This is a genomic window from Nostoc sp. ChiVER01 (genome assembly GCF_034531155.1).
GTDB lineage: Bacteria > Cyanobacteriota > Cyanobacteriia > Cyanobacteriales > Nostocaceae > Nostoc.
This window is the reverse complement of record NZ_JAVRBS010000006.1, coordinates 287,702-310,502: the sequence shown is the minus strand read 5'-3', so window position 1 is coordinate 310,502 and position 22,801 is coordinate 287,702. Positions and strand designations below refer to the sequence as shown.

Here is a 22,801-nt window from a genome sequence, read left to right as displayed (position 1 = left end):
AACAACTCTGGTGGCAGTTTGTCGGCTAATGCACTCAGGGCTGAGGCGCGAGAATCCTCATCCTGAATTGCCCTGGCGGCGGCGAGTGCTTCTGGCAACAACTCTGGCAGTTTGTCGGCTAATGCACTCAGGGCTGAGACGCGATAATCCTCAAACTGAATTGCCCTAGCGGCGGCGAGTGCCTTTTGTAGTGCTAAGTGTTGAAGATTTGGTGACAAATAGGCAATTAGTTCTGTCACCGAGTTAACTTTCTGATTGGAATTTGGCTTTTGTAGAGCGTAAGCTAGTCCTTGTTCAGGAGTCCAGAAATTGTTTTTGACTAGTGCAATCAGCAGTTTTACTGGTACATTAGCTGCCAGACTATTAAGAGAAGCTGTAATCAAAGCATAACGACATTGCAAACTTATAACGTGAGGCAGGGTTGATTCATTCCAATTCGCTTCTGCTAATTCCCAAGCACGAGAAATATCTGTGATGTAACCCGCAGTTTGTGCTAATTTTTCTCGCGCTTCATACCAGCCATTGTTGCCCCTTGCCGACTCTTCCCGCAATAACTTGTGAATATTGTTAACCTGTCCAGCTTTATCTAAATGCCAAACTAAATGCTGATGAATATAACCATCATCGAGCAAGCTATGCCATAAATTATTTTCAGTTTTCTGCTGATACTTCTCCAACAAAGCAGCGTGAGCCTTGGCAAGGGAAATTCCTAGTCCTGGTAAATCACCTCGACGCGGCTCTAGGGGAGCAGTTAACAAGTACCGTGCTAAGTCGTGGAATAAGTCATGTAGGCGATAGGTAAGCGTACCATCAGCAAGAGGAATACCAAGTAATAACAGGGCTTTACTTTGTAAATCTTTCAATGAATCAGAGGCATCGCGCTCATCTGCAATATCCCAAAGTGTTGCTGTCATTTTGGGAGTAATACTTACATCTTCAGGTAACACCCCTAACCAAGTAAAGTATTCTTTATCCTCTGGTGACAATCGCTTTATGCTCAAGTTCAAAGATGCAGTTAAGCTGAGGCGTTTTAAACTTGCTTCATCAGTAGTATCTTTTGCCCCTGGTCTATTCAATGATTTTAACCGAGCAATTTCTTGTTTAATATCTCCTAACAAGTCTGTCCAAGTTGTACCACTAGTAACTTGGGCAGCTGCTAGTTCCAATGCTAAAGGGAGATAACCAACGCCTTCAGCTAACTTTTCTGCTGATTGACGTTCTTTACCTGAAATCTCCCGTCTTAAATTCTTCGTCAGCAATTCCATCGCTTGGGATGCTGTCATTATATCCAGACTGTAGGTGCTGGCTTTTAATGCGTCAGCGATTGCCCCTTCACGAGTAGTTACTAAAACCTGACACCGCGCCCCGCCAACATTAAACGCTTGTGCATCTTCGGTATTCCAAGCATCGTCCACCACTAGCAGCACAGCTTTGTCATAAAGCAGAGTCCGCAGATGGGTAGAAGCAACTTCTGCACTGGTAGGTTTAAAGTTATAGTCCCCTAGTGCCTGCACCCAGCCACTAAGTAAAGAAAGCACATCAGGTTGCTGGCCTAATGTTGCCCAAAGAATGCCATCACAAAACCGAGTTTGGATTTCTGCATCATGGGCTAAGGCTGCGGCTAAGGTCGATTTACCCACAGAACCCAAACCGTGAATTGCAGTAATTACCAAAGCACGATTATCTGATGATGACTCTGTGAGGAGACGTGTTTTTAAATCATTGCTGTACTCTGGGCGTTCTACAAAGGATGTGGGTAAGGGTGGTGCTTGCACGAGACGGCAAACAGAATGAGCAATAGTATTATTAACGGGATAATGCTTTTTGAGTGCAGCAATCAAATCCTCAATTGCTTTTGCAGGGTTTTGCCAATAAAGAGCAATACATTCATCAAAGCTCAATCTTCCTACATCAGCATCTTCTTCCATTTGAAGACAAAAAACTCGCGTTTGTCTACTAGAAGTCTGCTGTCTGGCTGCGTTAGCAATCTGCGATGCCCAACGGGTTCCCAATGCTCTACTAGTTCCACAAAATACCACTGCCCCGCCAGTACTCAGAACTTTTGAGACTTCCTCGGTGAATGACTCCCCCACCATGACAGTTCCGCGATGTACTACCTCATAGCCAGCCTCGCGGATGTGTTTTGCCAATTCTTCTGCTAAATCCTCTTCTTTGGGATGATGGGCAATGTAAACCTGCCAGTTTCTCTCACTCATTTTATTGCCCGCAGCAATTGAGATACGCCTTGTGACCAGTCATTAACCAAATCTGCATACTTGATATCAGCTAGAATAGCAGGCGGTTCCCCACCTGTGAGCAAAATTGGCAATACCTTTACTTGGTGTCCTGACAATTGTAATTGTCGAGCTAACACTGACATCCACTCACGGTTTACCCAAGGCGACATACCAGACGAAGAGTAACACAGAACTAAATACTTAGATCCTTCTAGCCCTTGGTCAACACGCTCAACAATCGAATCTCCTACGTCTATCTTCCATTCATCAAACCATACTTCATGCCCAGCAGTTCTTAATTCATTCGCTAACTGTTCAGCTTGTTGAGCATCACTTTTACGATGACTGATGAAGACATTTGGCATAGTTAAATTCTTTATTTGAATGATATTAATTTAACAATTTTACTCAGACGCGATAAATCGCGGCTCTACATGAGGCTTTTTGGCTGATTATTTAAATTATAAGTATAGCGACTGTTTGGAAAGTCAAGCGATGCCTAATTATCATCTCATTTATCCACCAGTGGTAGGGTGTGTTAGGCAAAACGCCGTAACGCATCGCAATAGATATTTAAATGGTGCGTTGCACTTTGCGACAACGCACCCTACTTAGAATTATTCAATACAGTTCTGTTAAGAATAATCGTAGAGTAATGTATGCCAACCACACAAAAACTGCTGTATGAATCGTCCCCGAATTATTCAACCTGGTCAAAGCTATACATTCAGCAAATATTTTGAACTGCCGTTTTCTCCAGAAGATATTCTGGCTGAACTTGGCTGTTCTTACAAACGCGAACGGTTGCAATTACCAAAAACAGAATTTAACTCTGAGATAATTGCAGAATTACAGCGAGTCATTGAGCGTAACTTTCAACGTGTTCAGCTGCGTAGTGAGGATGCACGCAAGCAATTATTGCACCGATATTACTAGAAGTTTGCGAAATTGCCCAAACCCAATTGAATATTGAGTATCCTATTAGTGTTAGCGATCAACTAAAAGGCAGCTTGGATTATTACATTGATAAAGGTAAAGGCTTGTTAGTGATTGAAGCAAAACAAGCAGATTTAAGTAGAGAATTTACACAATTAGCAGTTGAATTGATTGCACTCGATCAATGGATAGATTCAGAATTGCCATATCTTTATGGGGCAGTAACTACTGGTTAAGATTGGCGATTTGCAATTTACAACCGTCAGGAAAAGCAGATAACAGAAGACCTCAAATTATATCGGGTTCCTGAAGAGTTAACTGAATTAACTCACATTTTAGTTGGCATATTGAGCAATTAGACTTTACATCTTGTGGAGGCAAATGGAAGTACCGAGCGAATGGAATTGCGGCTACACAAACGTTCGCCCTTGGCGTTCTTGCAGGGTAGTCCACGGAGGTGGACTAAGAAAAAATTGAGGCTTTAAAACCCACCTCTGTGGGTTTTGTATTTCGACTCCGCTCAACACAGGTCTGTATAGCCGCGAATTCTAATTTGCCCAATATTACACAAACATCCTCTACTACTCCATCTCTGCCAATTCTAGCCAGCGTTCAGTCGCCACATCGATCGCGTGCTTGAGCTTTTCTACACGATCGTACAGCTTTTGCACTTCGCTATAATTCCCCGGTGAGACATTCCCCAGTGCTTTCTCAGTTTCCAACTTCTCAGCCTCTAACTCGGCAATCTTACCTTCCAATTGCTCAAATTCTTTTTTCTCCCAATTGGATAACCTCCGCCGCTTGGTATTCTCTACATCCTTGGGCGCAGACGCACCATTTTGCACTTCGGCATTTTTCGGCTTCTCCTTAGTATTCGCAGCTTGTTGCTGTGCCTCTTCAGCCTTCTTATAGTCCAGATAAATCGAGTAATTACCTGGATATTGTCTCAGATTACCGCCTTCCTCAAAGGAAAATACTGTGTCGATGGTGCGATCGAGAAAGTAGCGATCGTGAGAAACTACAATTACACAACCAACAAAATCCTCTAAATAATCCTCTAATACTGCCAATGTCTGAACATCTAAATCGTTTGTCGGTTCATCTAAAATTAAGACATTGGGCGCACTCATCAAAACCCGCAATAGAAATAAACGGCGTTTTTCACCACCAGAAAGTTTATTAATTGGGGCATACTGTTGATTACCAGGAAACAAAAACCGCTCCAACATTTGCGAAGCAGTAATCTGAGTCCCATCGGTAATTTTGATAAATTCTCCTTCTTCTTTGATGTAATCAATCACGCGCTGATTTTCATTTAAAGCTGTGAGCAATTCTTCAGAATGCTGGTCAAAATAACCAATGTGAACTGTAGTCCCAATTTCTGCAACACCTGAATCTGGCTGAATCTGACCAGTAATAATATCCATTAAAGTGGATTTACCAGCACCGTTAGGGCCGATAATGCCAATGCGGTCTTCTGGGCTAAATTCATAAGTAAAATTATTAATCAGAGTCCGCCCATTGTATGCCTTAGAAATGTTATTTAATTCAATAACCTTTTTGCCAATGCGACGACCAACTGTAGAAATATCAACTTTACCCTGAACTTGTTTAAATTCAGTATCTCGCAGAGCATGAGCGCGGTCAATTCTCGCTTTTTGCTTGGTACTTCTGGCTTTCGGCCCTTTCTTGAGCCATTCCAACTCGCGCCGCAATAAGCCTTGATGTTTACGTTGACTGCTTACAGCAGATTCTTCAGCTAAAGCTTTCTTTTCCAGGTAATATGAATAGTTACCTGTATAGGTGTAAATGTCGCCTCGGTCGATTTCAATAATCCGATTGGTAACGCGATCTAGAAAGTAGCGATCGTGAGTTATTAGAAAAAGTGCGCCGCGATAGCGATTTAAATAACTTTGTAACCATTCTACAGAAAGAGCATCAAGATGGTTTGTCGGCTCATCCATCAGCAAAGCATCGGGTTCTGCTAGCAACGCTGATGCTAAAGCAATCCGCTTGCGATAGCCACCAGATAAAGTGCCTATCTTGGCATCAAAGTCAGAAATTCCTAATTTTGTGAGGATGATTTTAGCATTAGTTTCTAATTCCCAAGCACCACTTGTATCCATCTTTTGCATCACCACAGAAAGGCGAGACATCAGTTGGCTATCATCTGGATAGTGAGCCAATTTATCTGAGAGTTCTTCATACTCACGCACCAAAGCCATGTGTTCGCCACTGTCGGCAAAAACTTGCTCTAAAACTGTGTGATTTTCATCTAAATCTGGCTGTTGGGGTAAGTAGATAATTCTAGAACCAGAGTTGAATAAAATTTGACCACTATCAATCGATTCTAACCCGGCGATCATTTTTAATAGGGTTGATTTGCCAGAACCGTTAGTACCAATTAAGCCAACTTTATCGGTAGCATCAAGGCTAAAGCTAGCATCTTTTAAAATTTCTTTGATGCCAAAATCTTTTTTGACTGATTGTAGTGTAATAATACTCATAAGATTTAGTAGCTTTTCATTGATTATTAATTAGTAGGTAAGGCACATACCCTACCTACATTGCCGAATTCTATACAAATAAATCCAAGGGGAGATGTCCATACATTTCGTTGATTCCGTCTTCATCGTAAGACTGACAAGACACTAATACGCCACGATGATGTCCAGCATAAGAATCGAGATAACACAAGCCATTTTTACCATTTAATTTGATATAAACTGGGCCTTCGGGTGTAAGTAAATTGTCTGGTGCTTCATAACCCAAAGCCAGAGAATAAGTCTTCATGGCAAGTATTCCTTCTTCTGCCGTATCAGCACAAATTCCTAAAATTTGATAATCAGCAAGTTTAGCAATTAAAATTAAGGCACTACGAATTACTAATTTTTCTGATGGCTTGAGGACAGGCGCAATGTCTAGACAGTTGAATTTATTCAGTAATTTTTTCGCTTCTTCGGCGGTGAGATTCTGAGGATTGGGGGTTGACATAAACTTCGATTATTGTCTTGTTGGTTTTTGTGTTGTGTTGAAGTTGGGACTAGTGCCGTAAGGCGTAAGTCACCTATTCAAAAGTCAAAAAGCTTTAATTTTGGGCTTTATTGCTGTAATGAAATAGTAGGTTTATTTCCGCAAGCTTGTACTAGCCCAACTTAACTAAATATTATTTACTCGAATTAAGGTTGATTTTGGACATTTCCAAGGTTGTATATGAAGGGAACGCCGCTTTTTGAGTCACCACCCATAACGAGGACTTTGGGCATCTGAGCGCCGCCACTCTTCCAAGCTTCAATTGCTTCTTTTTGCAGAACTAACTGTCCTCCTTGGGCTTTGAGTGTCTCTGCTAAGAGTCTTTGAGCTTCTGCCCTACCTTTAGCGCGATTCACATCTGCTTGTGCTTCTTGTTCTGCTTCCCGTGCTACATAAACGGCTCTTTGCGCCCGTTGTTCAGCAATTTGTTTTTCTTCCACAGCTCTGGCAAATTCTGGTGAGAATGCTAAATCAACTACGCTAGTATCTAACACAATTATCCCATATTTGTCTAAGCGATCGCCTAGCGCTTGATCAAAGTCTTCTTTCAACTCACTTCTTTTGGTAATTGCTTCTTCTACTGTTCTTCTAGCGGCTGCAATTTTAAATGCTTCTTGGGTCTGGGGTGCAATGATTTTCGATACAATATTTGCTAAGGTTCCTTGTTTCCTTCTAACTTCAACTACCTGCATGGGATCGAGGCGAAAGTTAATCGCAAATCTCGCAGATAAATTTTGCAAATCCTTGGTAGAACTCTCTGCTGGCACTTCAAATTTCTGCACCGTCAAATCATACACATCTATCACTGAGATAAAAGGCGGTTTTAGGTGAATTCCTTCCAATAATGCCCCATCTTTGGCTTTACCCAAAATGCTAATCACTCCTGCTTGTCCTGGGTTAATAATGATAAAGGAATTTAGTCCCAGAATCACTAGTATTGCTAACACAATTCCTAAAACTGTGCTTTGCCAATTTCCAAATTGCTGATTTTTCAAATTCTTCTCTCCATGTAAGTTAGTCATTTATCATTCGTCATTTGTCATTTGTCATTTGTCATGAAGAGTTATTATTTTTCTCCTTGTTTTCCTTCTCTAGCCTATAGTGCTGAGTAAAAAGTCTTACTTGTGTCTGGGTAAACTTAGTTACTAGTTTAAGCTTCTTATTAGTCTGTGTGAATCAACCCTTTAATTTGAAGAACGCGGCACTAGCGGTTTAAGGGAAATCCAAAAAATAAATTATCCAATTTTTGGAATCACAACGACTTTCCCTCCCCCTGCTCCCTGCCCCCTGTCCCCTGCCTCTAAAACGATGGGATATTTTTATGTGGAAGTCCCTAATGTCCCAATACGGTTCAGTTAAGGCTAAAACTCTTTGTCAAACTCAATTTTTTTAACGTAGACGCTTCTCTACGAGACGCTACGCGAACGGCTTGCCGCAGGCTACCGCCAAGGACGCCAAGGACGCAGAGAGAAGAAAGAAATGCTTAACTGAACTGTATTGCCTAATGTCCATCATTTGTGATGATATTAACCAATTGGAGCGGTTTATGGATGGAGGAGCGAATGATATTATCCAAGTTTCCCTAACTGTTTTAGTTTATTGTTACAAACATATATGCAAGTTACAGATGTAGTTGTCATTGGTAGCGGTATTGGCGGTTTGAGTTGTGCTGCTGTTTTAGCACGGTATGGCTTTGATGTAATAGTCTGCGAAAGCCACTCCATTGCTGGAGGCGCTGCTCATGCTTTTGAGCGCAATGGTTTCAAATTTGACTCGGGCCCGTCTCTCTACTCTGGACTGTCTTACAGCCCTTCTGCCAACCCTCTGCGGCAAGTCTTAGATGCAATTGGCTCGGAATTACCATGCGTAACCTATGATACTTGGGGTTGTTGTGTACCAGAAGGCGATTTTGATACGTCGGTTGGTGCGGAGCAATTTTGTGAAGTTCTGATGAAATTTCGGGGACATGATGCTGTAGCCGAATGGCAAGAACTCCAGCGCGTTATGGAACCATTCGCTAGTGCAGCAACTTCTATACCATCGGCGGCATTACGCTTTGATTTTGGTGCAGCTAGAACTGTGGGCCCATTTATCCCATCTCTGACAAAAAATCTGGCAAATATAATTAAGCTGACAGGCCCATTCAACCGAATTATGGATGGCGTTGTTAAAGATCCTTTTACCCGAAACTGGCTAAATCTGCTGTGTTTCCTACTTTCTGGATTGCCCGCAGATGGCACAAGCGCCGCAGAGGTAGGATTTATGTTTGCTGACTGGTATCGACCAGATGCAATACTTGAATATCCCATTGGTGGTAGTGGTGCTTTAGTTGACACCCTTATACAAGGATTGCAGCGTCACGGCGGGAAGTTGATTCTAGGCGCTCATGTGGAAGAAGTCCTTGTAGAAGGTAATCGTGCAGTAGGTGTGCGTCTACGCGATCGCTCCGAAATTCGCGCACATCGGGCAGTAATTTCTAATGCCTCGGTTTGGGACACACTAAAGTTACTACCAGAAAAGGCAGTGCCCAAACAGTACCGCGCTAAACGACAAGCAACACCTGAGTGTGATAGCTTTATGCATCTCCATTTAGGCATTGATGCTCAAGGATTACAGTCAAATTTGCGGTGTCATTACATCGTCGTTAATGATTGGGAATTGGGCATAACAGCACCTCAGAATGTTGTAGTTGTCTCCATCCCTTCAGTTCTCGATCCATCCTTAGCGCCACCAGGTAAACACGTAATTCATGTTTATACTCCTGGTAATGAGCCATACTCTATCTGGCAAGGAATGGATAGAAGGAACCAAGAATACGCCAAAAAAAAGCGATCGCGTGCAGAAATAATGTGGCAAGCCCTAGAGCGCATCATTCCAGATATTCGCTCTCGTTGCGAAGTCACACTTGTTGGTACACCTCTAACTCACGAACGTTATCTCCGCCGTCATCAAGGTTCCTACGGCCCAGCAATTCAGGCTGGAAGCGCTATGTTTCCTGGCCCCAACACACCTTTAGCAGGGTTGATGTGCTGTGGCGACTCAACATTTCCCGGTATTGGTTTACCAGCAGTCGCCGCCAGTGGGCTGATTGCTGCCAATACCCTTGCACCTGTTAATAAGCATTTAGCAATGCTGCAAGATATCAAGTGTATTTAATTTTTTGAGTATAAAATCTAGTTGCCAAGAGAGCCGCACCCACTGCCAAAACTGCTAGTACACTATCAGGTTCGGGTACGGCAGCAACTTCAGCATCAATTCGCGCAGTTCCAGCAAACGAACCTGTCAATTCAGGTTTTTGCAGGATGTTAGCAAACTCTGGAGAAAACAGCAATTTCACATCAGGGATGGTTAAATTTTGATTATCAAATGCCACAGGTTCTGGAAGACTCAAATCAAACAAAATTGTATTTAAAGAATATGTGTCTCTTAAAACAAAACCGCTAGCATCTTTAACGGTACGTCCTGGAACAAAACCAATTGAAAAATCACCTACAGTAATTTGATTGTTGAAAGTAACAGTCCCAGTATGCTCGATTGTCCCGGAGAGCGGAGTAAAACCGCCCTCATCGCTGAACGTGAAGTTGCTGGCTGAATCTATGTTAAAGCCAACCAAATAATTGCTGGGAGTTGGTGCGACTGTATTATTACTACCTGTCAATATTAGTCCGATATTTCTAAGAATATCCTCGTGGTCACGATCAATGCTAGTGACTCCAGATATTACTTTAAAAGTTGCGGCTTCTACCTCTATGGGGGCAATTGATATAAAAGCTGCTGTTGTACAAGCAAGAATTCCTGAAAACTGAAAAAAACGCATAGATAAAATCCCCCTTATTTTAGTAGTTAATTTTATCTAAAAAGCGCTCCTTATAAAACTAAAAACACTTTTATGAAATTTATATGAAGTAGTTGTCAAACTAATAGATAAATTTCAGTCTTAGAGTTAAAAATACAAATTTATATACTACATGGGCATAAATAAATATCACTGCTTATAAAGAAGCATAAGGTATAAAATATAAGGCATTAAGTGTAAAATATGATAAAAATATAGTTATGTTTAATTATGCCTACTACCAATTATTTAGGCTTAAACCTAAAAATTCTAATGTGGTTAAGCATAAATTTTGGGTTTAATTGTTGATAAGTTTATGTTAATAAGCAAAGCACTAGCTCAATAATTATTTATCTATTTTGTAAAATCAATCTTAAGTAGGATGCGTTAAGCGTTCATATCTGTTATTGGATAATCAGCCTCAAGCCTTGGGGACGTTTCTTTCTGGTCAGGTGGATAGGACAATTGCTTTATTTGCTGATTTAAGCAAAAAACAGATAAAGAATGTTTGTTCTTATTGGAAAAGCATCGTAGTCAAATTGTCAAATCTTAATTTTTATCAAATTTTAAAATTTCACTTAAATTAAATAGTTTTGGAGCCTCCTTACTAACAATTAATGGCAGCTTGCCATTCCATTTTTCTATCGCTTGCCTTTGCAGAATTTCGGGAGTTAAACCATTACGTAATAATCTGTGGGCTTCAGCCTCTCCTTTTGCTAAATTAACTTTTGCTTCAGCCTCTTTTGTTGCTTTCAGTGCAATAAACTCTGCTCGTTTTGCTTCTTGTTCGGCAATCTGCTTCGCCTCCACCGCCTCACCAAATCTTTCTGAAAAATGGATATGAACTAAAGAAATATCATCAACTGCAACATGATAACTAGCGAGACGTGTAGACAAAGCATCATCTACTCCACCTTTAACTTCTCCTCGCTTAGTAATCACTTCTTCAGCAGTATACTTTGCTATTACTGCTTTTAAAACTTCTTCAACTGCTGGGTTAATAATCCGAATAACTACATCTTGCTCATCTCCAATTTCCTGAAAAATGGCATTTGCTTCCTGGGGAATAATATGCCAATTCAGAGCTACATCGGTGAAAACATTTTGTAAATCTTTAGAAGAAGCCTCAGCCGAAATTTCCTGATTTTGAACTCGAATACTCAACTTTTTCACAGTATTAACTACTGGAATAATTAAGTGCAGTCCTTCTCCTAATATCTGGTTTTGTACTTCACCAAATTTCATCAAAACACCACGTTCACCTGCATTTACAATCACACAAGGCGTGAGAAAGAGAGTTATCAGAAATAAAAGAGCAGTCAGTTTACCGGCACTGTTAAAAGTTGGATTTTTTTTCATCTGTGTGAAACATGTATGTGTCTTGCATGAAGACACATATTTAGGAGTTGTAAGCTTATTTTGGTCATGCTCTTATAACTTTGACTTTAAGTCAATTTTTATATCACTGAGCAGTTAATGTGTTGAATATATATAAGCATATAATTAAGCCGCCAATGTGTACTTTACTACCCCAATTTGGAGATAGTGAAGGTTAGGTTAGCTTTATACTTACCTAAATCACTGTAATAATATCTAAAAACCGTAGTATTTGAAAAGGTAAGTTTGCCCTTAATTGAGTAAAGCAGCAGCGCAAATTACACTTTTCCCAACCGATGTATTACATTTAGCTCGTCTTTTTGTTTACCAAACTCATTAGCTGCTTATCCAAGCCGATGAGATAATCTCTACCGTAAGCCCCATTTTCTAAGCCTGTAACAAGATGATTGGGAATATCTTGTCTAATTTCCTCGCTACAAGAACCAGCAGCCAAGGCGATTGCAGCTACTGTATCCACATCCCCGGTAAAAGCAATACAATCTTGTAAAAGTTCGCTCATGCTGTCATTTCGCATCACCGCAGTAATCGCAGCCCTGACACTCATCCAGCCTTTGGACTTTACTTTACCTTCCCACGGTTTAGATCACTCCCCAGGTACATAACTTTTCAGAAACTCTCCTAATTTGCGTTTTGCCCCCAGTTGATAGATAAAATAATGTGACATCAAGGCAGCCGCAACGGCAGCATTGATTCCATCAGGTGTATTGTGGGTAATTGCCGCTTGAATTGTTGCCGCCTCAATAACTTTTTCTGGTGTCGCATAGATGCCAATCGGGGCTGCACGCATCGCTGCCCCGCTTTTGTCACTCTCAGGGTTAATTTTCGTTAAAAACTCTTCCCCATCTTGAATTTCTCTTAGAAAATGGTAGAAGCTTCGAGCATAAGCTTCTCTCTCATCACGTTTGAAGGCTCTAACGAAACTATCGGCTAAAACTTCTATCGTTCACAGTGCTTGAATAACAATTACCTCAGCAATGGCAATGCTCATCTGGGTATCGTCTGTGTAGCTGCCAGGATTGAGTCGAAAACGCGGATGTTCCACGTATCGGCTCAAATCATTGTTAACGATCATCTCGTCAGCATATTCAAAGCCTGCACCGTAGGCATCTGCGTAGGCGTAGCCCGCCGTAGGCATCGCTAACTCTAGCAGCATATTCGTATTAAATTAAGAACGGACGCGCCAGAAAAAAGCTAGAAACTGATTTAGCATCTACTGGTTCTCCCTCCAGAATCGCTTTCTCTAATTCTTCAGGAGTCAAAAACACAGTTTCGATATCCTCGTCTCCATCTTGTGGTGGTGGTGTCTCTAGCTTTTCTAAATCTCGCGCCAGAAAAGCATAGATAATTTCATCAGAATAACCGGGAGCTAAGAAAAACTCGCCTAATTTATCCCATTTTTTGGCACTATAGCCAGTTTCTTCTTCAATCTCACGCTGTATTGTTGCTAAGGGTTCTTCATTTGCTTCCACAGTTCCCGCCGGAAATTCTAATATCCGTCCCTGAATTGCAAAACGATACTGGCGCACGAGTATAAGTTTACCCTCTGGTGTTATCGGTACAGCTAGAGCGCCACCAGGGTGACGAATACATTCCCATTCTCCTTCTGATTTATTAGGTAAACGCAAGCGATTAACTTCAAAATCAAATTTGCGTCCTTTATAAAACAGGCGTTGTCTTAGTAGTTGTGGTAATTCTCTACCTAATGGCATAATAAAATCTGATTATCTGTGAATACAGAGGTGAAATCAGCGTTCTTCTGCGTTTAAGGATGGTATTTTTTAATTGCCCATCAATAAATGTACATCAGAACAGTCTACCTCTTTCAGCAGCTCTTTAATAACACACCCGGATACTGGTTCTATCCAATCTGGAGCAATTTCTGCTAGTGGAACTAACACAAAGGCCCGATCCCGCATTCGTGGATGCGGAATTTGGAGATTTGATGTATCCAGAATGATGTCATCAAATAATAACAAATCTAAATCCAGGATTCGTGGCCCCCAGCGTTCTTGACGCACACGCCCAAATTGTTGTTCAATTCCTAACAAAGTTTCTAATAACTGCTGGGGTAGCATTTCTACCTGCAATGTGACGCAGCCATTTAGGTAATCTGGCTGTGGCGGCCCCACAGCTTTGGTTTGATACCAATTGGATCTGGCTTCTAAGGAAATACCTGGCGTTTGAGCTAAAGTCTCTATAGCTGCTTCTAAAATTGTTTGTGAATCGCCGATATTACTACCAAGGGCAACGGCGCTTCTTCTTGGCTTTGCTTTGGCGTAATTCGCCTTAAGCATCGCACTCTCCTTAAGTAAGCTGTTTTGGGGCTGTCTTTGCGAATACTTCGGCACACCTATTCCAGAAAATGCCAATAATTTGAGATATCAAAATTGCAGCGCTTTTACAAAACTAAATTATAAAATCTAAAAAACATTATTTTATAGTGATTTTAGTTAATTATTTATAGGATATTATACTAACACAATGGTGGTAAACTAACCCCAAAGTTGATTAGATGGTGGTTATTAAAGTTACTAATTTGAGCGAGGAACTGACGTGGGGAAGCTTACCTCCTGGTTCAAGCGAAGACCAACTAATTTGAGTGACTCTGGACAAGGAGGAACAAATGAGAAGCTCACCACCAGCATATCTGGCGCAGGCGAGGCAGTTACTGAGCAAATGAAAATTTTACCCTCTAGGATGAAGTCCAATCAGGCAACTCGTGGTAAACCACTCTATCGTCGCATCTGGTTTTGGACAGGCTTGGGTGTAGGTGGTGGGATAGTTGCCTTTATGTACGGCATCAGTTTAATAGATCGGACTTTGCCAGATCAGGCACAGTTGAATGCCGTGGTTAGAGAGCAAACACTGACTATCAAAGCCGCCGATGGAACCATATTACAACAACAAGGTGAAACGGCCAGAGAACAGCTAAAGCTAGAACAAATACCAGATAATTTAAAAAAAGCTTTCATCGCCTCAGAAGATAGAAGATTTAAGCAACACAACGGATTTGATCCACAAGGTATTGCCAGAGCAGGTTTGAATAATTTGCGATCGCAAGGCGTGGTTGAAGGTGCTAGCACTATCACCCAACAGCTAGCGCGGATTCTGTTTTTGAAACAAGAACAGACAATCTGGCGCAAACTCAAGGAAGTCCGCCTAGCACAAAAAATGGAGAATGAATTAACCAAAGATCAGATTTTAGAGCGCTACCTAAATCTGGTTTATTTGGGAGGTGGAGCTTATGGTGTGGCAGATGCATCGAGGGTATATTTTAGTAAAACGCCAGACCAGCTTTCTCTAGCCGAAATGGCAACGATTGCTGGATTAGCCCCTGCTCCAAGCTTATACGCTCCAGACAAAAATCCCGAAGCGGCAAAACGGCGGCGGGACTTGGTATTGCAACGGATGCAAGAAGATAAAATAATTACACCAGAACAAAGGCAAGCAGCAGTCCAAGAACCACTAATTCTCAAAACCAGTTTACCCAAGCGACTGGAAGTAGAATCACCCTACTTTACTAGCTATATTCAAAAAGAATTGCCGAAGTACGTTTCTCCTAACGTGCTAAAAAGTGAGGGATTAGTAGTAGAAACTACGCTGAACCCGACTTGGCAGAAAGTTGCAGAAGAGGCGGTTGCCAAAACCCTGCGAAATCAAGGAAGCTGGGAAAACTTTAAGCAAGGAGCAATGGTAGCCATTGACCCCCGCAATGGTGAAATCAAAGCAATGGTTGGGGGAAAAGATTATGGCAAAAACCAGTTTAATCGGGTTACTCAGGCACAACGGCAGCCAGGATCGACATTTAAAGGGTTTGTATATGCCACTGCGATCGCTAGCGGTAAAAGCCCTTACGATAGCTATGAAGATGCGCCTTTTGTCGTAGACGGCTACGAACCGAAAAACTATAGTGAAAGGTTTCGGGGTTCCATGAATATGCGAGACGCCCTTACCCGCTCCATTAATATTATTGCGGTGAAGGTGTTGATTGATGTGGGATTTACGCCAACGATTAAACTCGCCCATGATATGGGAATAAAATCTGAACTTAAGCCCACTTACTCCTTGGCTCTTGGCTCAAATGAAGTTAATCTGTTGGAATTGACTAGCGCTTATGGCAGTTTTGCAACTCAGGGATTGCACACAGAACCTCATGGTATTACTCGCATCCTCAACCGCCAAGGTAAGGTGATCTGGTCAGCTAATTTCAAGCCACAAAGGGCCCTTGACGCTGATAGTGCAGCCATCATGACTTGGATGTTACGCAACGTCGTAGAAGAGGGGACTGGTGCTGCTGCTCAATTAGGTAATAGACCAGTTGCAGGCAAAACCGGCACTTCCGACGAAGCCCGTGATTTATGGTTTATTGGCTATATTCCTCAGATGGTGACAGGGGTTTGGCTAGGTAACGATAACAACCGCCCCACAGACGGTAGTAGTGGTAGTGCTGCTTACACCTGGCACGAATTTATGGAAAAAGCAGCAGAAGGGATGCCCGTAGAAAAATTTCCCAAACGTCCTAAGTTAGAAGGTCGTAAAGGCACTATCAAAGCCCAGACTATTAAGCCCAAACAAGTGCTGAATCGTTCTATCTCTTCTGATGATGACTCAGAAGGAGAAAGTGCTAGAAATTCTGAGGATAGTGGTTCATCTCGGAGACGTAGAAGGAGGAGCTATTCTCAAGAAGAACAGCAATCGAGCGATTATACCCCAAGACGGAGAAGACATGATCGCACCGAAGAATCAAGCTCCAATAACTCTTCTTCAGAATCATCACGTCCACGACGGCGATCTAGAAGAGTAGAATCTGATTCTTCTCCCCCGCCTCGAAGAAGTCGACGATCTTCCTCTCCCGCAAATAGTTCCGGTTCTTCCGGTTCTTCAGATTCATCATCACAGCCATCTTGGCGGGATAGACTTAGACCTTCTAATTGAATAGTGGGCATAGGGCATTGGAGCATTGATTATTAATTATTCTCCTTTTCTCCCTGCCCCCCATCCTCATTTCTATGCAATATGGAGCTACTGAAACTAAACTCCAGAGGGATGTTAAGTGATACGCTCATTCTATAGTGTGTCAAGTAGTGTTACTTAAAATTGGAGAATATACTCATGCATATATTGATGCAGGCAGCAGATTCAGTTGCAACAGGTGGCGGTCAGTTTCCTTTTGCTTTCACCTTGGTGTATGTCGTTGGTTTTATTGCTGCTGTAACCATTGGTTCAATAGCTTGGTACAACTCAAAACGCCCCGCAGGTTGGGAAAGTAAAGAGCGTCCTGATTTTGTGCCTAAGGTTGATAAAGAAGAAACTCCGGGTCTGGGTGATCCGAAGTCATAATTTAGTCATTAGTCATTAGTCATTTGTTATTAGACTATGGGCTTTTGACTATGATTAGTTTTGCACGTCAACCCAACGGCGGTAAAGCTTTTGAATTTGTTTGAGAAGTGCAGTGTGAGCCGGCTGAGTTGAATCATTCGGCTTCGCTATATCCTGCAATTCCGTCAGCAGTCTGGCTTCTTCGACGGCAACTTCGCCATCGCTATAAATTAAGCCACTGATGGCTTCAATTAGATTTTCACAATCTTCATGGCTGGGGCGATCGCCTAAATATTCACGCACCCAGTCATAGCATTCTTTTGGCTGTACAGGAACGAATTCGTACAGCCAAGGCTTAATTTCTGGATCGTTAGCCAAACCTTTTGCTTGAGCTATTTCGCGGAGATATTGCCGTTCTTCTGGTTGGATTCTGCCATCGATCCAGGCGGCTCCAATCAGGATTTTAACTAAGTTTTTGACATTGGAAGGGGTAACCATTGCTGCCTCGTCGGTAGATTCAGGCCTCAACCAAATCGTACAATCCCAAACAGTATTCATTCGGAATTATTGGTTTTTCTTAAGCGCACCATAAAAAAGCCATCCATGTCTTGTCTATGGGGCCAAACTTTAAACCAACCTTGAGGGGTGCTATATGCAGAAGCAGGCGATTCAAAGCCGCTCGGAGACTCAATTTGCCAATTAGGTGACTCAGCTAGAAATGTCGAAATCACTTCTTCGTTTTCTGCTGGATGCAATGTACAGGTGGCATAAACTAGTACACCACCAGGTTTGACAAAAGTTGATGTATGTGTTAATAATTCTTTTTGCAGCACCGAAAGTTCCCGGACAGATTCTGGTGTCTGTCGCCAACGAGCATCAGCATGACGGTGTATGGTTCCTAGTCCAGAACATGGAGCATCCAGTAATACCCGGTCTGCGGTGTTTTGAAATTGGTTGAAATGGCGACTGTCACCGGTGTAAATTTGAATAGATTGTAAATTCAGCCGTTGAGAATTTTCTTGGAGTTTGCGAAGACGAGAAGGAGTGCGATCGCAAGCCCAAATTTTCCCTTTATCTGCCATTAACTCAGCAATGTGGGTTGTTTTTCCCCCTGGTGCAGCACAGACATCAATTACCACCTCACCGGGTTGGGGGTCGAGCAAATGACTTACCAATTGGGCGCTACCATCTTGTACAGTCCACCAACCTTCTTTAAAACCAGGTATTTTTTGAATTGATCCAGCACTACTAATCAATCGTAAAGCTTGGGGTAAATGAGGAATCCGTCTCGCCAAAATACCAACAGATTGCAAAGCAGCCTCAACTTCTTCGATGGAAGTGCGAAGTGGGTTGATACGCAAGTCAATTGTTGGTGATTGGTTCATCCATTCACACAATTGTTCTGTCTCAACCAAACCCAGTTGTTCTAACCAGACTTGAATAATCCAGTCAGGAAAACTATGTAAAATACCCAAGCGTTCCACTGGGTTTTCTGGAAGTTGTAGCGGATCAAAATGGGGGAGTAACAATGAGTTTTTCTCCTCTGCTTCTCTGCTCCCCTGCTCCCCTGCTTTTCTAAGATACTGGCGTAATAAACCGTTAACAAAACCCGTGAGTCCAGAAAAACCGTTTTCTTTAGCGAGTTGGACGGTGGTATTAACAGCAGCTGAGGCGGGAATACGCTCTTGATAGCGCAGCTGGTAGAAGCCCAGATGTAAGATGGTACGAAGGTCTTGGGGTTGTTGATGAGATTTCTTTTTGGCGAGTTGATCGATGAGAGTATCAAGAGTGCGCTGCCTTCTGACACTCCCATAAACCAATTCTGTCAGCAAGCGGCGATCGTTATCAGCCAAACTTACTTTTTGCAGCACTCTATCTAGGGCAACATCAGCATAAGCCCCCTTGTGAACATCTCGCAGGGCGATAAAAGCTAGTTGACGGGGGTTTGTCATGGAAACAAGATTCAGGAGTCAGAAGGCTTTTGTATTCTAACTCCCAACTCTTGTACAGACACGATTAATCGCGTCTCGACTCCTAATTTCCCTATCGAGACAGATACGGGTCTACACTGGCGATTTCAAACTCACATGCTCTAGAAACCTGTTCTGCTGGTAATTTACCAAAGCTGATTAATGGTAAATAAGTGGGGTTTGCCATCAGTTCTTTTGCTAATAAGAACCCAGTAATTGTCCAAGTTTGATATTTCCGAGCTTGTTTCCCAATCAGTCGCCCTTTCTTACCATCGTAATATTCTGGCCATTCATCTGTACTAAGGCGTCCTTGGGCAGTTTGAATAGCCTTTTGTGCAAGGTTTGCTCTATTAGTTTTCACCGCCGCCGCCGCTAACATCCACATTAAAACTGGCCAACTACCGGCATTATGATACGACCAGGGGATATTTTTGGGGTCACATCCAGTTACAATTCTGTATTCTTCATGTTCTAAAGCTGGGAAACAAATTTTCATTGGCATATCTCCCACCAAATCATCCCATCGATCCTCAATGAGAGTCATAATCGCTTGTGACTGTTCTTCGGTGGCTAAGTCTGAAATGATTGCCATTAAGTTTCCAAGTGAAAAGAAGCGAGTATCTAGCTGCGACGGCCCGACATTACCTGCTAGATAACCACCTTTTTTTGGTAGCCACTTATCTAATTCATAATAGGGAACAGAATCTACATATATGTTGAACAGATTAACAGCACCCTTACCATATTCTTCACTTTTGAAGCGATAAATTGCATTCAGGCGATTAATATCTATCCAATAATGCTGGCGAATATGAGCGCATAAAAGAGGCAATCGGTTATCGATGGCTTCAACAATATCGGAATTACCTTGGCAAATTAACAGTTCACGAGATGCACGCAATGCCGTGTAAAAGAGAACTTGTAATTCTAGAGGATGCCCATAAATGCCCATACGACGATCAATCATACAAGCACCATCTGGAACCAACAGCGTTGGGTACATATCAAAACGATTAGCCAAGCAGATGTCCATGATTAACCTGATACCATTTTGGAATTCAGGTTGATAGGCTAGAGAAAAATCTTTTGTGGCGACAACATAAGCACGCAACAAAATAATCCACCATAAGCAAGAATCTACGGGTGTAACTCTAGCGATCGCATGTTCACCAAAATCAGCCTCTAAATATTCTTGTCCATTTTCTAATACAACTTTAAAGCTAGCTGGAATTAATCCTCGTCCAGGCTTATAGGCATCTAATGCCCTTTCTTTAGGCTGTAACTTTAGGGTTTCTTCTAAGAAATTGCGAACAATATCTGTTCTACCTTTGATTAGAAAAATTAGAGCTGAGGAGACGAAATCCCGAACAAAGCACTGGTCATAATTAAGAGCCTCTACAGATGCATCATAAGCGGCTACCGTCCCAACGGGGCGACCCTGATAATAGAGAATTGATTTTTCTAGTGTTCGCCACGCTTCTTCGACTTCTTTTAAATTTTCAGTAGTTTCTAATTCGTTTAGGTGCATCGACAGAATAGCTCCATTGGGATTGTGAATTTGTAGTAGGTAGATGCGTCTTAATTGATTATTTTTGCCATTCTCAGCATAACAAAAATAATTCTTTGAATAGCAAATATAATTTGGAAAAAATTAATCAACTAATAACGAATACATCTGCTAACACATGTAGCTTTATTACTAGTTAATTTGCTTATAATGGATTACTCTTTTGGTGAATTCTAATTGTTGTTCCTCACCGCAAGCAGTAACATAATTTTAAAAACAGTCACATAAGATATATTTTTAGATTATTTATTGTTCCGTTTCATATACAGAATCTTTGCTTTACCAAATAAAAACATATCTTCAGTGCTGTTTAGGATTTGCATGAAGTTAAAACTGGTTGCAGTATATTTACTTGAGCAAGATTAGTTTTTGACACTAAGAGGTCAGATTATTCCCCTATAATCTAATAATTTATAACGTTTTTTCAAAATATGCAAGATGAATACTTGAAAAAATTCAGATGTCAATACTTCTGAAGAGTTATATATTTTACCCTATTGACAGATGACATGGGGTGTTTGTATGAGTAAAGACAAACATACTAAAGCAAACAGAATTAAGATTCAAGTATCAGAAAGAGGCACAAAAATCCGTAGACACCGAATGGCTTGTTATGAGACATCGCCCTGTAAATTTAAGTTAGTTGGCAACTTATTTATCCAAGTTAATATATTTGTAAGCGTTTAACTGCTCCTGGAATTCTTTATAAGCTTGATTAATTGCTTGCATAGAGGCTTTTGCAATTGTAGAACTGTTGACATCAGGATGATACAATCTTACTAATCGAAGGTAGGCAAGTTTGATATCCTTGGGGCGATCGCTCTGATTTACACTCAAGACTTGCCACCATTCCCCAGATAGTACAGGGTCGAGATTAAATTTATCAAAGCTTTGCACTTGACTCCAAACTTTGATACTTCCGCCATTACCGCCACTTACCAGCGTCTTTCTATCAGGACTGAAAGCAACAAGACTAGAGCCAGAGAGAGTTTGTAGTAGTTCCCCAGTGTCGAGATTCCAAAGTTTGATCATACCGTCTCTGCTGCTACTGGCGAGGGTTTTTCCATCTGGGCTGATGGCAATAGACAAAACCGCCGTTGAGTGTCCAGTCAGAGTGGAAAGTAATTTTCCAGTTTGGAGATTCCACAGCTTTATTGTTGCGTCTGTGCTACCACTTATAAGAGTTTGACTGTTAGGACTGATGGCAACTGTATTTACTGCTCCCAAATGTTCAGTGAGAATGTAGCGCTGTTGCCAAGTTTTGATATCCCAAAGCCTAATAGTTTGATCAGCACTACTGCTTGCAATAATTTTACCATCGGGACTAATAGCAACTGAGAAAACTGCATCTGAATGTCCATTCAAAGTGCGTTTTATTCTTCCCGTGTAGTGTCCCCAAATTCTTATAGTTTTATCAGCACTACCACTAACAAGAATTGCGCCATCAGGACTGTAGGCAATCGAGTTAACAAAACCATTATGACTGTAGGGATTTAAATAAAAGAATGTATGGTGAAATTTTTTTGTGTCCATCTGCCAACTGCTGATTTTGCGATCAACACTACCACTTGCAATTTGCTTTCCATCAGGACTGATAGCAACAGATAAAACTGCCTCAGCTTGTCCAGAAAACGTGTAAAGCCATTTTCCGGTTTTTAAGTTCCACAAATTAACTTGTCTGTCATCACTGCCACTGATTAAAGTAGTACCATCAGGAGTGATAGCGATCGCATTAACTGCCGCTAAGTGTCCTTTGAGTGTGCGTACACATTTCCAGGTTTCAGGTAACTGGGTTGTCAGAGATATTTTTTCTACTTCAATATTGGGAGTAGAAGGTTTAGGGGTAACAAATTCTGATTTTTTCTTAAATTCAGCTTTAAGTGCTTGTAACTCATCTTCGATTTCTAAAGCAACAAATTTTTGATTGAAATCCTCACCAGATAAAAATGCTTCTAATTCCATCACAGCTTCGGAATAGTAGTCCATCAGCAACACTTTCTCTTCCATCCGCTCAAAAAGCTGTGCTGGAGTTTCGCTAATTTCAGATTCATCTAACAGTTTGGCAATACCATAGGCGGCGAGTCCCACCACTGCGCCAATTCCCGCCATCGGTACTGCACCAATCCCAAATGCCAGCCCTACTTTAGGTGCGACTAAACCCATGCCACCGACGACACTATAAACACCAGCACCGCCGACTGCACCAATTCCCATTGTAGCGAAAGCAGCTGCATCTCCCTGTGCGATCGCTTTGAAAGCACCGTAAGCAGCCGCACCAGCCACAGCACCAGCAGCCACTACAGGAGTTGCACCAATACTGACTGCACCAAATCCGCCTGCTAGTCCCATGCCGCCTACCGTTGCGGAAATACCAGCACCTGTTATGGTTCCGCCTGCGATAAATGCTGCGCCTGTTTTAGAGTTTTGTGTCACTGGTTTTTGAAGAGGAACAAATTAGGAATGAAGAAGATAGAGTGCGATGCCTACTGCGGGCTACGCCTACATA

The 22,801-nt window shown here is 41.8% G+C and carries 17 protein-coding genes and 2 pseudogenes; 4 read left to right on the top strand and 15 right to left on the bottom strand.

Going from position 1 to position 22,801, the window contains the following annotated elements; genetic code table 11:
- On the bottom strand, nucleotides 1-2,216 hold a 2,216-nt coding region (locus RMY00_RS11315), incomplete at its 3' end, for an NB-ARC domain-containing protein (RefSeq protein WP_322647620.1).
- A complete protein-coding gene (locus RMY00_RS11310; protein ID WP_322647619.1) occupies nucleotides 2,213-2,602 on the bottom strand; it encodes a toll/interleukin-1 receptor domain-containing protein in 390 nt (129 codons plus the stop codon). The genes RMY00_RS11315 and RMY00_RS11310, both read right to left, overlap by 4 nt.
- Nucleotides 2,603-2,921: 319 nt before the next feature.
- Here RMY00_RS11310 and RMY00_RS36140 point away from each other — a divergent pair.
- Nucleotides 2,922-3,532: pseudogene (locus tag RMY00_RS36140) on the top strand (hypothetical protein).
- Nucleotides 3,533-3,754: 222 nt separating this feature from the next.
- Here RMY00_RS36140 and RMY00_RS11295 read toward each other — a convergent pair.
- From RMY00_RS11295 to RMY00_RS11285, 3 genes are all read right to left on the bottom strand, one after another.
- Nucleotides 3,755-5,680, bottom strand: a complete 1,926-nt coding sequence (locus RMY00_RS11295) for an ABC-F family ATP-binding cassette domain-containing protein (RefSeq protein ID WP_322647616.1) — start codon at nucleotides 5,678-5,680, stop codon at nucleotides 3,755-3,757.
- A gap of 70 nt (nucleotides 5,681-5,750) precedes the next feature.
- Nucleotides 5,751-6,167, bottom strand: a complete 417-nt coding sequence (locus RMY00_RS11290; protein WP_109010880.1) for a DUF1824 family protein — start codon at nucleotides 6,165-6,167, stop codon at nucleotides 5,751-5,753.
- Between the two features lie 185 nt (nucleotides 6,168-6,352).
- Nucleotides 6,353-7,201, bottom strand: a complete 849-nt coding sequence (locus RMY00_RS11285) for a prohibitin family protein (protein ID WP_322647633.1) — start codon at nucleotides 7,199-7,201, stop codon at nucleotides 6,353-6,355.
- A 619-nt stretch (nucleotides 7,202-7,820) separates the two neighbouring features.
- Here RMY00_RS11285 and RMY00_RS11280 point away from each other — a divergent pair.
- Nucleotides 7,821-9,362, top strand: a complete 1,542-nt coding sequence (locus RMY00_RS11280; protein WP_322647615.1) for an NAD(P)/FAD-dependent oxidoreductase — start codon at nucleotides 7,821-7,823, stop codon at nucleotides 9,360-9,362.
- On the opposite strand, the gene RMY00_RS11275 is transcribed toward RMY00_RS11280, so the two are convergent.
- From RMY00_RS11275 to folK, 6 genes and pseudogenes are all read right to left on the bottom strand, one after another.
- Nucleotides 9,349-10,023 (bottom strand): hypothetical protein, encoded by a 675-nt coding sequence (locus RMY00_RS11275; protein ID WP_322647614.1) that lies wholly within the window; start codon nucleotides 10,021-10,023, stop codon nucleotides 9,349-9,351. The two genes, RMY00_RS11280 and RMY00_RS11275, sit on opposite strands and share 14 nt — an antisense overlap.
- Nucleotides 10,024-10,590: 567 nt before the next feature.
- Nucleotides 10,591-11,400 carry a prohibitin family protein gene (locus tag RMY00_RS11270; RefSeq protein WP_322647613.1) on the bottom strand — a complete coding sequence of 270 codons (810 nt, stop codon included), beginning with the start codon at nucleotides 11,398-11,400 and terminating at the stop codon, nucleotides 10,591-10,593.
- 325 nt (nucleotides 11,401-11,725) lie between these two features.
- Nucleotides 11,726-11,983, bottom strand: coding sequence for a hypothetical protein (locus tag RMY00_RS11265; RefSeq protein WP_322647612.1), 258 nt, complete (start codon nucleotides 11,981-11,983; stop codon nucleotides 11,726-11,728).
- Nucleotides 11,984-12,022: 39 nt separating this feature from the next.
- A pseudogene (locus tag RMY00_RS11260) lies at nucleotides 12,023-12,574 on the bottom strand (ADP-ribosylglycohydrolase family protein).
- A 25-nt stretch (nucleotides 12,575-12,599) separates the two neighbouring features.
- Nucleotides 12,600-13,148 (bottom strand): NUDIX hydrolase, encoded by a 549-nt coding sequence (locus tag RMY00_RS11255; RefSeq protein WP_322647611.1) that lies wholly within the window; start codon nucleotides 13,146-13,148, stop codon nucleotides 12,600-12,602.
- A gap of 69 nt (nucleotides 13,149-13,217) precedes the next feature.
- Nucleotides 13,218-13,733, bottom strand: a complete 516-nt coding sequence (folK, locus tag RMY00_RS11250; protein WP_322647610.1) for a 2-amino-4-hydroxy-6-hydroxymethyldihydropteridine diphosphokinase — start codon at nucleotides 13,731-13,733, stop codon at nucleotides 13,218-13,220.
- 382 nt (nucleotides 13,734-14,115) lie between these two features.
- Between folK and RMY00_RS11245 the strand changes: the two genes are divergently transcribed.
- Both RMY00_RS11245 and psb35 read left to right on the top strand, forming a co-directional pair.
- The gene (locus RMY00_RS11245) at nucleotides 14,116-16,374 is read left to right on the top strand and encodes a transglycosylase domain-containing protein (RefSeq protein ID WP_416212061.1); all 2,259 of its coding nucleotides are present in this window, start codon (nucleotides 14,116-14,118) and stop codon (nucleotides 16,372-16,374) included.
- A gap of 177 nt (nucleotides 16,375-16,551) precedes the next feature.
- Nucleotides 16,552-16,779 (top strand): photosystem II assembly protein Psb35, encoded by a 228-nt coding sequence (psb35, locus tag RMY00_RS11240; RefSeq protein ID WP_229495704.1) that lies wholly within the window; start codon nucleotides 16,552-16,554, stop codon nucleotides 16,777-16,779.
- Between the two features lie 54 nt (nucleotides 16,780-16,833).
- Here the strand turns inward: psb35 and RMY00_RS11235 are convergent, their stop codons facing one another.
- The 4 genes from RMY00_RS11235 to RMY00_RS11220 all read right to left on the bottom strand — a co-directional run bounded on the left by RMY00_RS11235 (nucleotide 16,834) and on the right by RMY00_RS11220 (nucleotide 22,728).
- On the bottom strand, nucleotides 16,834-17,256 hold the full coding sequence (locus RMY00_RS11235) for a TerB family tellurite resistance protein (RefSeq protein WP_229557536.1): 423 nt from the start codon (nucleotides 17,254-17,256) through the stop codon (nucleotides 16,834-16,836).
- A 56-nt stretch (nucleotides 17,257-17,312) separates the two neighbouring features.
- Complete coding sequence (locus tag RMY00_RS11230; RefSeq protein ID WP_322647608.1) at nucleotides 17,313-18,710, bottom strand: 16S rRNA (cytosine(967)-C(5))-methyltransferase; 1,398 nt, start codon at nucleotides 18,708-18,710, stop codon at nucleotides 17,313-17,315.
- A gap of 91 nt (nucleotides 18,711-18,801) precedes the next feature.
- On the bottom strand, nucleotides 18,802-20,256 hold the full coding sequence (locus RMY00_RS11225) for a glycoside hydrolase 100 family protein (protein ID WP_322647607.1): 1,455 nt from the start codon (nucleotides 20,254-20,256) through the stop codon (nucleotides 18,802-18,804).
- Nucleotides 20,257-20,946: 690 nt separating this feature from the next.
- Nucleotides 20,947-22,728, bottom strand: a complete 1,782-nt coding sequence (locus RMY00_RS11220; RefSeq protein ID WP_322647606.1) for a DnaJ domain-containing protein — start codon at nucleotides 22,726-22,728, stop codon at nucleotides 20,947-20,949.
- Nucleotides 22,729-22,801 lie beyond the last annotated feature (73 nt).